Raw genomic sequence first — 14,222 nt, 5'->3', positions numbered from 1 at the left:
CGGCAGGGGACCGCCCGGTTCCCCCATGACCGGCTCCGTCCCGACCGGCCCACTGGGGAGGGCCGGCCGGAGTGGAGGACCGACGACCGCGACACCCCCCACTCGCGTTGTCACCGTCGTCGTCCGGCTGAGGAGAACTCTGCCCGGTGCCGCTCACACTTCGGTCACGCGGCGGCGAGGGAGGTGACTGCGGTGAGACCGGCCGACCCCGGGCTGGTGGACCGCTCCGACACCCCGGTCACGGGTCACTGGAAGGGGGACCGTGGCAGCCGAGTACCGCGTCCTCGGACCGTTGCAGGTGCTGCTGGACGGCGTCGCGCTGGCGGTGCCCGCCGGGCGGTGCCGGGTGTTGCTGGCCACCCTGCTGTTGCGCCCCGGCCAGGTCGTGCCGGTCGACGAGCTGGTGGAACGGGTGTGGGACGGTGCGCCCCCGAGCACCGGCCGGGCGGACAAGACCCTGCAGATGGTCGTCGCGCGGCTGCGGCGGGCACTGGGTGCGGCGAACTGCGTGCGGACCTCGCGCGGCGGGTACCGGGCGGCGGTCGACGCGTCCGAACTGGACCTGCTGCGGTTCCGCTCCCTCGTGGCGAGCGGTGATTTCGCCGCCGCGACCGCGTTGTGGCGCGGGCCGATGCTCTCCGACGTCCGGTCCGACGCGCTGCACCGGCACGACGTCCCGCCGGTGGCCGAGGAGCGGCTGCGGGCGCTGGAACACCGCATCGCCGCCGACCTCGACGCCGGCAGGGCCGCCGACGTAGTCGCCGAGCTGCGCGCTTTGACCGCGGAGCACCCGTTCCGCGAGGCGTTCTGGAGCAGGCTGGTGCTGGCGCTCGCGCACTCGGGCCAGCAGGCGGCGGCGCTGACCGCCTACCGGGACGTGCGGGCCCTGCTGTCCGCCGAGCTCGACCACGACCAGGACCCGGTGGAGCCGGGTGACGCGCTCAGCGGGTTCCTGGTCGCACTGGGCGTCGCGCCCGAACGCGTCCCCACCGACCTCGACGCCGCGTCCGCGCTGTTCCGCGGTGTCGTCGCCGAGAAGCGGGTCCTCGTCGTGCTCGACAACGCCCGCGACGGCGACCAGGTCCGCCCGCTACTGCCGGGACCGTCCGCCGGTCTGGTGCTGATCACCAGCCGTGACCACCTCGCCGGGCTGGTGGCCGTGCGGAGGCTGGCGCTCGGCGTGCTGACCCCCGCCGAGTCGACCGCCCTGCTCGTCAGCCGTCTCGGCGAGGACCGGGTGGGGGTCGCCGACGACCTGGTCCGGTGGTGCGGCGGGCTGCCGCTGGCACTCGCGATCGTGGCGGCCCGTGCCGCGCAGTCGCCGGAGCTGCCGTTGTCCGCGCTGGCCGCGGAACTCGCCGACGAGCGGACGCGTCTGGACACCCTCGACACCGGAGACGTGGCCACCAGCGTCCGAGCGGTGTTCCAGTGGTCCTACCAGCGGCTCGGTGCCGCCGCGGCGCGGCTGTTCCGGCTCCTGGGCGTGCACCCCGGCCGGGACGTCACGGTCGCGGCGGCGGCGAGCCTCACGGGGTGGCCGGTCGGCGAGACGCGCGAGCACGTGCGGGAGCTGGTGCGGGCGAACCTCCTGCACGAGCACCTGCCGGGCCGGTTCACCTGCCACGACCTGCTGCGCGTCTACGCCGCGGACCTCGCCGCGGTGCAGGAGCGGCCCGAGGACCTCGGCGAGGCCGAGGCGCGGGTGCTCGACCACCACCTCCACACGTTGATCGGCATCAACACCACCCACTGCGCGAGCAGCCGGCCGTTGCCGGAGGAGCCGGAGACGGCACCGGGCACGAGCCCCGAGGTGTTCGAGACGCGCGGGGACGCCGAAGACTGGTTCCGCGCCGAGGAGGACGTGCTGCGGGCGGTGGTCGCGCGCAGCGGGGCGAAGGGCCGCGACCGGCACACCTGGCAGCTGGTGTGGACCGCCTTCGACCTGGTCGACCGGTTCGGGCTGTGGCGGAACTGGCGGTGGGCGCTCGAGAGCGCGCGGGAGGCCGCGGCCAGGGACCGGTGACCGCTCGAGCACCGCGAGGATGGCGTTCCTGGAGGCCGTCGTCAGCGGCCGGCTCGGCCGGTACGAGGAGAGCAGGACGAGGTTCGAGGCGTGTGCCCGTGCCCACGCCGAGCTCGGTGACGTGCCGGCGCAGGTGCGGTGCCTGGGCGGTGTCGTGTGGTCGCTGGTGATGCTGGGGCGGCAGGGCGAGTCGCTGGAGGTCGCCGAGACGGCCTACGAGCTGCAACGCGGGGACGCCGGCGCCACCGGCGAGCGGGTCGGCGAGGCCCTGTACCGGGTCGTCCAGGCGCTGCTGTTCCTGGGCCGCCACGAGGAGGCACTCGCGCGCTGCGCCGAGCTGGACTCGTTGACGTCGGAGACCACGAGCCCCTACGAACTGGGGCGCAGGGCGGCCACCAAGGGGGTCGTCTTCCTCAGGATCGGCGAGTTCGACCGGGCCGTCGCGACGCTGACCGATTCGGTCGGGTGGCTCGAGCAGGCCGGGACCTGGTCGGACGTCGCGTCGGCGCAGAAGTGGCTCGGCGAGGCGCTGGAGCGAGCCGGTGACGTCGCCGGTGCCCGGCGGCGGTGGACCGAGGCGCTGGCGACCTTCGAGCACCACCAGCACCCGTTCGCGGACCAGGTCCGCGCGCAGCTCGCCGCCCTGCCCGGGAACTGAGAAAGCGGTGCTGGTGACCCCCCAGGTCCTCAGCCACCAGCACCGCTCGAACAGAACTGTGCACCAGCCCGCTCACACTTCGCTCACACCGCTGTCACGCACCGTCTAAGCTGGCCCGCCGGGTGGTCGGAGCGGAACGGGGCGCATGAACGTCGAGTACCGCGTCCTCGGGCCGGTGGAGGTGCTGCACGACGGGGTGCCGGTCGCGCTGCCGGCCGGCAGGGGCCGCGTGCTGCTGGCCACGCTGTTGTTGCGCCCCAACCGGTTCGTGTCGGTCGACGAGCTGGTCGACCGGCTGTGGGAAGGCGAACCGCCCACGCTCGACCGCGCCCACAAGACCCTGCACATGGTCGTGCGCCGGGTGCGGCTCGCGTTGGGAGAGGCCAACTGCGTCCGCACGGCGACCGGGGGCTACCTCGCCGAGGTCGACCCGGAGTCGCTCGACCTCACGCGGTTCCGCCGCCTGGCCGCCGAGGGCGAGTTCGGTGCGGCGCTGGCGCAGTGGCGCGGCGAGGTGGCCGCCGGCGTCGCGTCGCCGCACCTGCGCCGCGAGGACGTGCCGCCGCTCGTCGAGGAACGGCTCGTCGTGCGCGGCAGGAGGATCGACGCCGACCTGGCGCGCGGGCGCGGTGCGGACCTCGTCGGCGAACTGCGCGAGCTGACGCGGGAACACCCCTTGCGCGAGGGGTTCTGGGCGCAGCTCGTGCACGCGCTGCGCCAGGCGGGCAGGCCCCAGGAGGCGCTCGCCGCGTACGAGGAGATCAGCACCCACCTCGCCGACGAGCTCGGCGTCGAGCCGGGCCGGCCGTTGCAGCACCTGCACGACCGCCTGCTCGCGCCCGTCCCGTCCGGCGGCGTGCCGCGGCAGCTGCCCGAGGCGCCCGCGCACTTCACCGGCCGGGCCGCGGAACTCGCGAGGCTCGCGCCCGCGGCCGCCGGCGGTGCGACCGTGGTGATCACCGCGACCGCCGGCGCGGCGGGCATCGGCAAGACCGCGCTGGCGGTGCGGTGGGCGCACGAGATCGCCGGCCGCTTCCCGGACGGGCAGTTGCACGCCGACCTGCGCGGCTCCTCCGCGACCCCGGCCGACCCGGCCGACGTGCTAGCGGACTTCCTCGGCGCGTTCGGCGTCCCCGACCCCGGCCTGCCCGCGGACCTGCCGGACCGCGCCGCGCTCTACCGCAGCGTCGTCGCCGACCGCCGCGTGCTGGTGCTGCTCGACGACGCCCGCGACGTCGAGCAGGTCCGCCCGCTGCTGCCCGCCGGTCCGGGCTGCCTGGCCGTGGTCACGAGCCGCAACCGGTTCACCGGCCTCGTCGTCCGCGAGGGCGCGATCCCGGTGCCGCTCGGCGTGCTGGCCGACGGGGACGCCACCGCGCTGCTGGCCGCGCACCTGGGCGAAGACCGGCTGGCCGCCGAACCGGACGCCGCGGCGGAGCTCGTCGCGTTCTGCGGCGGGCTGCCGCTCGCGCTGACCGCCGCGGCGGCGATGGCGGTCGCCGACCCGGCCCTGTCGGTGCGGGCGCTGGTGGACAAGTGCCGCGATCTGCGCGGATGAGGTGCGACCCGAGGTCAGGTCTGCGCGAGTCCGCGGACGTGGGAAATGGCCAGGTCGGCGGGGAACCCGCGCGCCGCGGGGCTCGAGGTCGAGCTCGCTCTCGTGAGGGAAACCGGACGAGCGTGACGCGACCTTGGCCATCCGTGTCGTCCCGGCCGGTCCCATCGGGTAAGCATGTGCGCGAAAGAGGGGAAGGTGCATGAGCCTGCACGTCGCGGTCGACTTCGGCACGTCGAGCACCTGCGTCGCGATCTCCGCGCACGGCAGGGAGCCGCAGGTCGTCGTGTTCGACGGCCAGCCGCTGGTGCCGTCCGCCGTGTTCGCCGCGGCCGACGGGACGTTGTTCGTCGGTCAGGAGGCCGAACGGCAGGCCGCCGTGGACCCGGCCCGTTACGAGCCGCACCCGAAGCGCCGGGTCGACGAGGCTGAGCTGCTGCTCGGCAGTTCCGTGCTGCCCGTCGTGGACGTTGTGCGAGCGGTGCTCACACGGGCCGTCGGTGAGGCACGGCGCGTGGGCGGTGGTATGCCCGTCGATCTCCTCGTGCTCACGCACCCGGCCGATTGGGGCACGGTGCGCACGCGCGTCCTGATGCAGGCGGCGCGAGGGCTCGGGCGCGAACTGGTGCTCGTTCCGGAGCCCGTGGCGGCCGCCGTCTTCCACTCCGCGAGCCACTCCGTCCCGGACGGTGCCGCGCTCGCCGTGCTCGACCTCGGCGGCGGCACGGTCGACGCGAGCGTCGTGGCGCGCACCGGCAAGAGCTTCCGGGTGCTGTCCGCGAAGGGCGACCCGAGCTTCGGCGGGGCCGACATCGACCAGGCACTGCTCGAGCACGTCGGCGGGCTCGTGGCGGCGAAGGACCCCGAGGCGTGGCGGCAGCTCGTCGAGGGCCGCGAGATGGCCGACCGGCGCAAGCGGCGGGTGCTGCGGCAGGACGTGCGGGGCGCCAAGGAGACGCTGTCCCGGCACGCCTACACCGACGTCCCGATGCCGCCGCCGTTCCCCGACGCCCACGTCACCCGGTCCGACCTCGAACAACTCGTCACCGGGCCGCTCAGCCGGGCGGCCGCGCTGGTGAGCGGGGCAGTCCGCGACGCGGGCCTCGCGCCCCAGCAGCTCGCCGGCGTGTTCCTGGTCGGCGGGTCCAGCCGGATTCCGCTGGTCGCCCGTCTGGTGCACGAGCACACCCGCGTGGTGCCGATGAGCATCGACCAGCCGGAGACCGTCGTCGCCAGGGGAGCCCTGCGTGCCGTCAGCCTCGACCCGGAACGCACCGGCGGCATGACGCAGCAGAAAGCGCCGCCGAATGGCGCATCGGGTGAGGTGACTCACAACATCAGGGTCGGCGAGGAGACCACGCGCAAAATCACCCGCCGCATCACGCCGCCGCCGGTTGCGCAGTTCCCGGTCGCGTTTCCCTCCCCACCGCCTCCGCCGCCACCGAAGAAGAGCAAGGCGCCGCTGTTCGTCTCAATCGGCGTCGTGGTGATGCTCGCGGCCGCGGGCGTCGGTGGCTACCTCTGGTTCAACCGCGAGAAGGCGCAGCAGCGCACCGACCCGCCGAGCAACCAGATCGCCGTCTACGACTACGCCTTCACGCGCCCGGACGGCTGGGAGCAGACCGGCGGCGCCGCCCCGGACCGCCAGGTGCTCCTGCAGCCGGCCGACCAGAAGAATTCCGATGGCAAATCGCCGGAAGCGCGCATTGCTGTGCAGGAGCAAACACTCACTTATGACAGCGACAAAGACCGGGTTCGCGCTCTGAGCGAACTCCGGAACACCTACCAGGAACGCCAGGGCAATGGTGACGACGTCGCCGACTTCACCGATAACCGCACATTCGCGGGGAAGTCTGTTGTTCACTATCGCGAAGTGGTCGGCGCCACCGCGGTCGACTGGTACATCCAGTTCCAGGGGCAGGTGCAGGTGAGTGTCGGCTGCCAGGCGTCCAAGGCGGCTGAGCAGCGCGTTCGCACCGCCTGCGAGCAGGTCGTCAGCACGCTGGTCATCAAGTCGTAGCCGCGCCACCAGGGGAGTCGCCGATGTCCGCCGCCGAGGCACTGAGCAGGTTCCGCGCCGACGTGGGAGCCGCCGTCACCCGTGCCCGCCGCGCCGCCGGCGACATAGGTGAACGCAATGCCAAGCTGCGGGAACGCACGCGTGACCTGGCCCGACAGGCTCGCGAGCGCACCGTCGCGCCTGGCGCGCAGGCCACCTCCGCCGACGTGAAGGACGCCGCCACCGGGTTCCGCCACGACCGCGGGCTGCCCGTCGAGCGGGTTCCGGACGCCGCCGAGCTCACCGCGCCGCGGAACACGGGTCCAGTTGAGACGAAAGAGGCGGTCGTCACGGGTTCGACCGCCGTCGCCGGTCCGAGCGGTCAACTTCCCCGTGTGAGTGACGATGACGAGGACTTTTCGCAGTCGCGAATCCTCTACTGAGGCCCCGGTTTCATCCCGAGCCGTTTACTAGCGCAACTACTTCGAAAGAAGTCGCGACAGGACGGAACCGGCGTGGCAAGGTCTCCGTCGTAAGAGGCGTACGAACCAAGAAGTACGACCTGGCATCAACCAAAGGGGAGTTCCCATGGGCAGCGGCTTTACCGCGACTACGGCCGACCTCGACGCGCTGGCCAAGCACATCGGCGACATCAGCGAGCAGATCCAGGGCCAGGCCCGCACGGTCAAGGGTGCGGCCGAGGGCGTGGCTGCTGGCTGGGCCGGCACCGCCGCCACCGCCTTCCAGAACCTGATGGTTCGCATGGACGAGGACGTCCGCAAGCTCGACCAGGCGCTGCAGGCGATCCAGGAGCAGATCGCGAGCACGTCGCAGGTCTACGCCCGCAACGAAGAGGAGCAGGAGTCGTCGGTCTCGAACATCGCGAGCCGTCTCTGATTCCGCCCGACCTCGTTCCGCTTCGGCACGTTCTGACTTTCTCAAGGGGAGATGAAAAATGATCAAGGCCACCTTCGCGGAGATCTCCAACGCCGCGTCCACCATCGCGTCCTCGTCGAAGACCATCGACGACCTCAACGACCAGCTCAAGTCGAAGGTCACCTCGACCCTCGCGGGCTGGGAAGGTAACGCCGGTCAGGCGTACCAGCAGGCCCAGAACAACTGGGACACCGCGTCCGCCGACCTGAACCAGGTCCTCGCGGCCATCGGTGTCGCCGTGCAGCAGGCCTCCGAGGCGTACGCCCAGGCCGAGCAGACCAACGCCGGCCGCTGGTAAGCCAGAGCGTTCCAGCAAGACCCCTCGCGAGCCCCGGAACCACGTGGTCCGGGGCTCGCGTACGTCCGGGTGCAGGTGCCTTCGGAGGACCCGTTTTGGTCCCCGCTCCACCCATCCGGTATCTTCTGTCGTTGTTGTGCGGTAGCTGGCGCCCGTGTGTGCCGCGCCTGTCTCGGAACCACCGCTTGGCCAGTCCAAGATCGGTCTGGGGCAACCGCCGCAGTGACCCCAGACGCAAGTGACGACGAGGTAGATCCGTGCGCACGTACAGCCCGAAGCCCGGTGAGGTGACCCGCACCTGGCACGTGATCGACGCCCAGGACGTGGTGCTCGGCCGGCTCGCCACCCAGGCCGCGACGCTGCTGCGCGGCAAGCACAAGCCGACCTACGCCCCTCACGTTGACACCGGTGACTTCGTGGTCATCATCAACGCTGACAAGGTCGCCCTGACCGGCTCGAAGCGGGACCAGGAGTTCCAGTACCGCCACTCGGGTTTCCCCGGCGGTCTGCGCAAGCAGTCGTTCGGCGAGGTCCTGGACACCCGTCCGGACCGCCTGGTGGAGAAGGCGATCAAGGGCATGCTGCCCAAGAACCGCCTGGGCCGTCAGATCGCGAACAAGCTGAAGGTCTACAGCGGACCGAGCCACCCGCACGCGGCGCAGCAGCCGCAGGCCTTCGAGATCAAGAAGATCGCCCAGTGAGCGACGAGTACACCGAGGAAGTTCCTGTGACCACCCCTGAGAACGAGACCCCTGAGGTCGAGACCCCCGAGGTCGAGGCTGAGGTTGTCGAGGCCGAGGTCGTCGAGGCTCCCGAGGCCGAGGCCGACGAGGCCGAGGTCGCTGAGGAGACCTCCGCGCCGGTGGTCGCGCCCTCGCTGAACGGCGCCGCGCACCTCGCGCAGACCGTCGGCCGCCGCAAGGAGGCCGTCGTCCGCGTCCGCCTCGTGCCCGGCACCGGCAAGTTCACCCTGAACGGCAAGGCCCTCGAGGACTACTTCCCGAACAAGGTGCACCAGCAGCTCATCAAGGAGCCGCTCGTCACCACGGAGAAGCCCGAGACCTTCGACGTCATCGCCAACCTGCGTGGCGGCGGCATCACCGGCCAGGCCGGTGCGCTGCGTCTCGCCATCGCGCGTGCGCTGATCGCCGTCGACTCCGAGGACCGCCCGGCGCTCAAGAAGGCCGGCTTCCTCACCCGTGACCCGAGGGTCAAGGAGCGCAAGAAGTACGGTCTGAAGAAGGCCCGCAAGGCGCCTCAGTACTCCAAGCGTTGATCTGACGCACCAGCTGTACCTGCGGGAGCAGCAGTTCACTCCGAACTGCTGCTCCCGCAGTGTTTTCCGGGTCTTTTCCCGCCGCCTCGCAGTGTCCACATCGGAGGATCCATGGCCCGCCTGTTCGGCACCGACGGCGTGCGCGGTCTCGCCAACGCCGACCTCACCCCCGAGCTCGCGATGTCCGTCGCCGCCGCGGCCGCCCGCGTGCTCGCCGAGCACGACCGCTCCCACCGCCCCGTCGCCGTCGTCGGCCGCGACCCCAGGGCGAGCAGCGAGATGCTCGACGCCGCCGTCACCGCGGGGCTCACCTCGGCCGGTGCGGACGTGCTGCGCGTCGGCGCGCTGCCCACACCCGCCGTCGCCTTCCTCGTCGCCGCGCTCGGCGCCGACATCGGCGTGATGATCTCGGCGTCGCACAACGCCATGCCGGACAACGGGATCAAGCTCTTCGCCGCGGGTGGCCACAAGCTGCCTGACGCGGTCGAGGACGAGATCGAGCAGCTCATGGGCACCGGCTTCGAACGCCCGACGGGTGCGGCCATCGGCCGGGTGCGCGACGTCCCCGACGCCGAGACCCAGTACGTCGAGCACCTGATCAAGGTCACACCGCACCGCCTCGACGGCCTCAAGGTCGTGGTGGACTGCGCGAACGGTGCCGCGTCGGTGGCCGCACCGGACGCGTACCGCCGCGCGGGCGCCGAGGTCGTCGCGATCAACTCCTCCCCGGACGGTCTCAACATCAACGACGGCTGTGGTTCCACCCACATCGACGTCGTGGCCGCCGCCGTCCGCGAGCACGGTGCCGACCTCGGCATCGCCCACGACGGCGACGCCGACCGCTGCCTCGCCGTGGACGCCGAGGGCAACCCGGTCGACGGCGACCAGATCCTCGCGGTCCTCGCGCTCGCCATGCGCGACGCGGGCGAGCTCTACGAGGACACGCTCGTCGCGACCGTGATGAGCAACCTCGGCCTGCACATCGCCATGCGCGAGTCGAAGATCACTCTGCGCACCACGGCCGTGGGTGACCGCTACGTGCTGCAGGACCTCAAGGCGGGCGGCTACTCGCTCGGGGGCGAGCAGTCCGGCCACGTGGTGCTGCCCGCGCACGCCACCACCGGCGACGGCCTGCTCACCGCGCTGCGCCTGATGGCCCGCATGGCCGAGACCGGCAAGTCGCTCGCCGACCTGGCCTCGGTGATGCGCCGCCTGCCGCAGGTGCTGATCAACGTGAAGGTGTCCGACAAGGCCGCCGTGGCCAAGGCCGCGTCGGTCAGCGAGGCCGTCGCCGCCGTCGAGGCCGAGCTGGGCGAGACCGGCCGCGTGCTGCTGCGCCCGTCCGGCACCGAGCAGCTCGTGCGGGTGATGGTCGAGGCCACCACCCACGAACAGGCCGAGTCGGCCGCGCAACGCCTCGCTGGTGTGGTTTCCTCGGTGCACTGAGGACCTGAGGGGGCCGGCGGATGACCGTCTTGACGTTGCTGTTGCTGATCGTCGTCGTGGGTGGACTGACCGCGGTGGTGATCATCGCGGTCACGGTCTCGAAGAAGAACAGGAACCGGCCCCCGTTCCCGCCCGGCTACGGCCAGCAGTACCCGCCCCAGCAGCAGGGGCACCAGCAGCAGTGGGGTCCGCCTCCCGGCGGCCCGCAGGCTCCCCCTCCCGGTCAGCACTGGCAGCAGGGGCCGCCTCCCGGCGCCGGCCGGCCCTGGCCGCAGCAGCCTCCCGGTCAGCAGTAGTCGCCCGATCTGCGGCGATTCCCGGCGCCGCGCGCCCCGTCGCTGTTTACTAAGGCAACCGACATCGTGAAAGCCCAGGTCGGCACCTGATTCGAGCTGGCACTGTATGGCGGAACCCCGCTGAGCCGAACTGCGTCAGAGGGGGGACTAGGGGAGGCAGGAGCACATGTCTGGCTTTCAGGCGAACGCTGGCGAAATGATGTCGTCCGCGACGACCATCCAGGGCATCGCGACCGAGATCGAGAACTACAAGGCGAAGATCACCGCGAGTGCCGTGAGCGAGGGCGACTTCGGTCGCGCGCACACCGCCGGCGGCGCCAAGTACAAGGCCGGCCTTCCGAAGCTAGCCGAGGCGATCGGTGCTTATTCCGCCGCCATGAAGGGCCTCTCCGACAAGCTGCGCGAATCCGCGAACGGCTACGAGTGGACCGACGAGGCCAACGCGGCCAACGTCGGCAAGCAGGGAAGGTAGTCGCAGATGCCCAGCTGGGAAGAAGTCAAGAAGCTCTGCGACAACCCCGAAGTCCCCATCGACCAGAAGAAGGCGCTGCTCGAGGCGTACTACGCCACCGAGGCCCGCGACAACCCGTTCGGCACGTTCAACGACGAGCTCGAGACCTACCTGGACGACTACGACGTCTCCTGGGGAGACGGTCAGTGGCAGTCGTTCAAGGACGCGATGCCGTGGTCGGACAGCTCGGACGAGCGGCTGGACAAGGCCTACGACGAGGCCAAGAAGTCGGGCGAGGCCGGCCAGAAGAAGATCGACGACTACAACAACTCGAAGAAGTCCGGGCAGGACGCGCTCGACCAGTCCGAGCAGCGCGCCGCGGACGGTGGCGCCGGCGTCGCCAACTCGAACCAGCTGCTCGACGCGGGCATGCCCGGCCTGAAGTACTTCGAGAACTTCCTCCCCGTCTACGCGGAGGCGAAGTCGGTCATCGGTGTCGGCTCGGACGTCAACACCGACTACAACGCCGTCAAGACGCTCTACGAAGAGCAGCGCGACATCGACTTCCACAAGATCGACCAGGACATCGTGGAGATGCGCCAGGTCTCGACCGACCTGCGCACCCAGCAGTCCGACTCCGAGAAGTCGATGTCGAAGCTGTGGTCGTCGTGGGACGGCCAGGCGGCGGACAACTCGCGCGCCTTCGTCGGCGACTTCTCGAAGAAGGCCGCCGCGGTCGCCGACGGCGTCAACCACATCGCCGACGCGACGCGCATGGCGTGCCACACCGTCTCGCAGCTCGTGAACGACAAGGCGAGCACCGTCCTCAACGGCGTCGGCAGCCCGTTCGACATCGCCGGCAAGACGCCGCCGCAGATCCGCGAGGTCGTGCAGGCCGCGGACAGCGAGGACGAGGGCCTGCTCAAGCGCGCGGCCGGGCACGTCGGCATCCAGATCGACGACGGCGCGTGCGACGGCGACGTGTGGAAGGGCGAGGTCCGCAAGGGCTGCCGCGAGTGGCTGCAGACCACGTTCCACAACGACGTCAGCGGCAAGTACAAGAACTTCGTCGAGCTCTGCAAGAACACCAAGAAGTCCGTCGACGACGCGTGGAACGTGCTCGGCGCCGAGATCGACAAGATCAACACCAAGCCGTTCGAACCCGCCCAGCAGGAGAAGCCCGCCGAGAAGCCCGGTGACAGCACCGGCGGTGGCGGCAAGGACCAGAACGGCGGCGGCGGTGGCGGCACCCCACCTGGTGGTGGCGGTGGTGGCGGGACCCCGCCCGGCGGCGGTGGCGGTGGCGGGACCCCGCCCGGTGGCGGCGGTGGCGGCGGCATGCCGGAGATCGGCAAGCCGGACACCGGCCTCGACTCCGACGGCGACGGCAAGCCGGACGTGCCCGGTGACGCCGACGGCGACGGCAAGCCGGACGGCCAGCAGCCGCCCAAGCCCGAGGAGAACCTCGAGTCCGTCACGGTCAAGGCCGGCGACAACACGATCAAGGTCACGGAGCCCGACTCGAACGGGCACGTGAAGATGACGATCGACACGCCCAAGGGCGAGCCGAAGACCTACGACCTCGACTTCAGCAAGAACCCCGAGGCCGCGAAGGCCCTGATGGGCCAGAACGGCACGCAGGCCATCACGGCCATGGCGAACCAGCTCACGGCGACCACGGGTGGCCCGGCGACCGCGGCCTCGCCCGCGGGCATGGCCGGCGAGCGCGTCGTCGCGGGTGGCGCGGCGGGCGGCCCGCTCGGCTCGGAGTCGAACCCGATCCCGGTCGAGGTCGGTGCCGACGGCAAGATCCACATCGAGCAGGACGGCGTGAGCTTCACCGCCGAGGTCGACGCCAAGACCGGCGAGATCAACCTGACCGCGGACAACGGCGACGGCACGCCCGACCAGATCGGCGTGAGCTTCGGCGAGGACGAGAACCCCGCGGCCGCCGGCGGCGGTGCCGGTGGTGCAGGTGGCGCCACCGGTGCGGCGTGGGCTGGCGAGATCGGTCAGCCGCTGAACCTGCCGGACAGCGACTTCCCGCAGGCGGTCGGGCGCGAGTTCGAGACGGCACCCGCCGGGGCCGGTTTCCAGACCATGCCGGCGCAGGGCGAGTTCCAGGCCATGCCCGCACCGGCCGAGTTCCAGACGATGCCGGCCCAGGCCGAGCAGGTCTGGAGCCCGCCCGGCCAGGACGGCGCGCCGAACGTCGCCGAGCGCTTCCAGGAGTCGGCGGCCCGCCGGTTCATCGAGGACAACGGCATCATGCCCAGCCTCGGCGAGCCCCGGATCTCCGCCGAGGGCCCGCTGCACGCGGCGTCGGACAGCACGACGACGTCCGGTGTCTCGTTCACCGGCGGTGCCGCCTCCGGTGAGTCCGTGCTCGGCTCGTCGCAGGCCGACAACGCGTGGAGCACGCCGTCGCAGGGCGACAACGGCGGCTCGTTCGACACGAACGCCTCCGAGGCCGGTCAGGCGGGTTCGGCGAACCTGCCGTCCCTGCAGGACGCCCACGGCCAGCCCACCTCCGGTGCCGCTTCCAGCGGCATGATGGGCGGCGGGATGATGGGGGGCGGCATGATGGGCGGTGGCGCGGGCGGCGGTCAGCAGGGCGGCGACGCCGAACGCGGCGCGAGCCAGTGGCGCACCACCGGGTCGCTCTTCGACGAGGACAGCAACCCGCTGAACAGCGCCCAGGGCGTGCTCAGCGGTGACGACGGCAACCGGGGAGGTAGCTGGTGAGCGATCTCGACCTCGCCGCGTTCAAGGCGAAGCTCTCCGGCATCGAGTCGGAGCACTCCTCGCGGATGTCGGACGTCCGGCAGAAGTTCGACGAGTCGACCAAGGCGACGCAGGAGAGCCACGACAAGTTCGCCGACCGCAAGCAGCGGCTCACCGAACGGCTCCGCGAGATGGCCCGCAACCAGCGGGGCGAGGGCCAGCAGCGCAGCCGCGGCAAGGAGCTCTCGTTCGGGCTGGAGGACGAGTCCGCCGCTCCGCACGACGACCTCGCCGAGGAGCTCGCGCAGATCGAGAAGGAACGGCAGCAGCGCGAGATGCGCGCCGCGTCCGAGGCCTTCATGCGCGGGCCGGACCAGGCCCCGCAGGCACCGGTGCGGCAGCCGCCGGCCGTGCAGCAGCCGCCGCAGCCACCTCCGCCCCCGCCGGTCCGCCAGCCCCCGCCGGTGCGGCGCCCGCGCCCGCCGGCCGACGATGACGACGACCTGAGCAACCAGAGCTGGCTGTCCTGAGAACACCGGAACGCCCCCGGGGTCCGCGAC

General features: G+C 71.6%; 14 protein-coding genes. All 14 read left to right on the top strand.

What is annotated here, in order from left to right; all coding sequences use genetic code 11:
• Window positions 1–262 precede the first annotated feature (262 nt).
• The gene (locus ACFWGZ_RS31575; protein WP_382455237.1) at window positions 263–2,023 is read left to right on the top strand and encodes a BTAD domain-containing putative transcriptional regulator; all 1,761 of its coding nucleotides are present in this window, start codon (window positions 263–265) and stop codon (window positions 2,021–2,023) included.
• 19 nt (window positions 2,024–2,042) lie between these two features.
• Window positions 2,043–2,681, top strand: coding sequence for a hypothetical protein (locus ACFWGZ_RS31570; RefSeq protein ID WP_382455236.1), 639 nt, complete (start codon window positions 2,043–2,045; stop codon window positions 2,679–2,681).
• A gap of 145 nt (window positions 2,682–2,826) precedes the next feature.
• Window positions 2,827–4,239 (top strand): BTAD domain-containing putative transcriptional regulator, encoded by a 1,413-nt coding sequence (locus ACFWGZ_RS31565; RefSeq protein WP_382455235.1) that lies wholly within the window; start codon window positions 2,827–2,829, stop codon window positions 4,237–4,239.
• A 199-nt stretch (window positions 4,240–4,438) separates the two neighbouring features.
• Window positions 4,439–6,256 carry a type VII secretion-associated protein gene (locus tag ACFWGZ_RS31560; RefSeq protein ID WP_382455234.1) on the top strand — a complete coding sequence of 606 codons (1,818 nt, stop codon included), beginning with the start codon at window positions 4,439–4,441 and terminating at the stop codon, window positions 6,254–6,256.
• Window positions 6,257–6,279: 23 nt separating this feature from the next.
• Complete coding sequence (locus ACFWGZ_RS31555) at window positions 6,280–6,678, top strand: hypothetical protein (RefSeq protein WP_382455233.1); 399 nt, start codon at window positions 6,280–6,282, stop codon at window positions 6,676–6,678.
• Window positions 6,679–6,823: 145 nt separating this feature from the next.
• On the top strand, window positions 6,824–7,132 hold the full coding sequence (locus tag ACFWGZ_RS31550) for a WXG100 family type VII secretion target (protein WP_382455232.1): 309 nt from the start codon (window positions 6,824–6,826) through the stop codon (window positions 7,130–7,132).
• Window positions 7,133–7,190: 58 nt separating this feature from the next.
• Window positions 7,191–7,469, top strand: coding sequence for a WXG100 family type VII secretion target (locus ACFWGZ_RS31545; RefSeq protein ID WP_382455231.1), 279 nt, complete (start codon window positions 7,191–7,193; stop codon window positions 7,467–7,469).
• Between the two features lie 257 nt (window positions 7,470–7,726).
• On the top strand, window positions 7,727–8,170 hold the full coding sequence (gene rplM / locus ACFWGZ_RS31540) for a 50S ribosomal protein L13 (RefSeq protein ID WP_382455230.1): 444 nt from the start codon (window positions 7,727–7,729) through the stop codon (window positions 8,168–8,170).
• A gap of 26 nt (window positions 8,171–8,196) precedes the next feature.
• Window positions 8,197–8,745, top strand: a complete 549-nt coding sequence (gene rpsI, locus ACFWGZ_RS31535; protein WP_382455229.1) for a 30S ribosomal protein S9 — start codon at window positions 8,197–8,199, stop codon at window positions 8,743–8,745.
• 111 nt (window positions 8,746–8,856) lie between these two features.
• Complete coding sequence (gene glmM / locus ACFWGZ_RS31530; protein ID WP_382455228.1) at window positions 8,857–10,191, top strand: phosphoglucosamine mutase; 1,335 nt, start codon at window positions 8,857–8,859, stop codon at window positions 10,189–10,191.
• A gap of 20 nt (window positions 10,192–10,211) precedes the next feature.
• On the top strand, window positions 10,212–10,487 hold the full coding sequence (locus ACFWGZ_RS31525) for a hypothetical protein (RefSeq protein WP_382455227.1): 276 nt from the start codon (window positions 10,212–10,214) through the stop codon (window positions 10,485–10,487).
• Window positions 10,488–10,653: 166 nt separating this feature from the next.
• A complete protein-coding gene (locus ACFWGZ_RS31520) occupies window positions 10,654–10,959 on the top strand; it encodes a type VII secretion target (RefSeq protein ID WP_382455226.1) in 306 nt (101 codons plus the stop codon).
• A gap of 6 nt (window positions 10,960–10,965) precedes the next feature.
• Complete coding sequence (locus tag ACFWGZ_RS31515; protein WP_382455225.1) at window positions 10,966–13,683, top strand: WXG100 family type VII secretion target; 2,718 nt, start codon at window positions 10,966–10,968, stop codon at window positions 13,681–13,683.
• Window positions 13,680–14,192, top strand: coding sequence for a hypothetical protein (locus ACFWGZ_RS31510; protein ID WP_382455224.1), 513 nt, complete (start codon window positions 13,680–13,682; stop codon window positions 14,190–14,192). Before ACFWGZ_RS31515 ends, ACFWGZ_RS31510 begins: the two co-directional genes overlap by 4 nt.
• The last annotated feature ends 30 nt before the right edge of the window (window positions 14,193–14,222 follow it).

Origin of the sequence: Lentzea sp. NPDC060358 (genome assembly GCF_042725365.1) — a bacterium.
Lineage (GTDB): Bacteria > Actinomycetota > Actinomycetes > Mycobacteriales > Pseudonocardiaceae > Lentzea.
This window is presented reverse-complemented; position numbering and strand designations above follow the sequence as displayed.

Bases quoted from the DNA above. Each gene is read 5' to 3' on its own strand.
- ACFWGZ_RS31560 (WP_382455234.1), top strand. From the start codon at position 4,439: ATGAGCCTGCACGTCGCGGTCGACTTCGGCACGTCGAGCACCTGCGTC.
- ACFWGZ_RS31515 (WP_382455225.1), top strand. From the start codon at position 10,966: ATGCCCAGCTGGGAAGAAGTCAAGAAGCTCTGCGACAACCCCGAAGTC.
- ACFWGZ_RS31520 (WP_382455226.1), top strand. From the start codon at position 10,654: ATGTCTGGCTTTCAGGCGAACGCTGGCGAAATGATGTCGTCCGCGACG.
- ACFWGZ_RS31570 (WP_382455236.1), top strand. From the start codon at position 2,043: ATGGCGTTCCTGGAGGCCGTCGTCAGCGGCCGGCTCGGCCGGTACGAG.
- glmM (WP_382455228.1), top strand. From the start codon at position 8,857: ATGGCCCGCCTGTTCGGCACCGACGGCGTGCGCGGTCTCGCCAACGCC.
- ACFWGZ_RS31550 (WP_382455232.1), top strand. From the start codon at position 6,824: ATGGGCAGCGGCTTTACCGCGACTACGGCCGACCTCGACGCGCTGGCC.
- ACFWGZ_RS31565 (WP_382455235.1), top strand. From the start codon at position 2,827: ATGAACGTCGAGTACCGCGTCCTCGGGCCGGTGGAGGTGCTGCACGAC.
- ACFWGZ_RS31525 (WP_382455227.1), top strand. From the start codon at position 10,212: ATGACCGTCTTGACGTTGCTGTTGCTGATCGTCGTCGTGGGTGGACTG.
- ACFWGZ_RS31545 (WP_382455231.1), top strand. From the start codon at position 7,191: ATGATCAAGGCCACCTTCGCGGAGATCTCCAACGCCGCGTCCACCATC.
- ACFWGZ_RS31555 (WP_382455233.1), top strand. From the start codon at position 6,280: ATGTCCGCCGCCGAGGCACTGAGCAGGTTCCGCGCCGACGTGGGAGCC.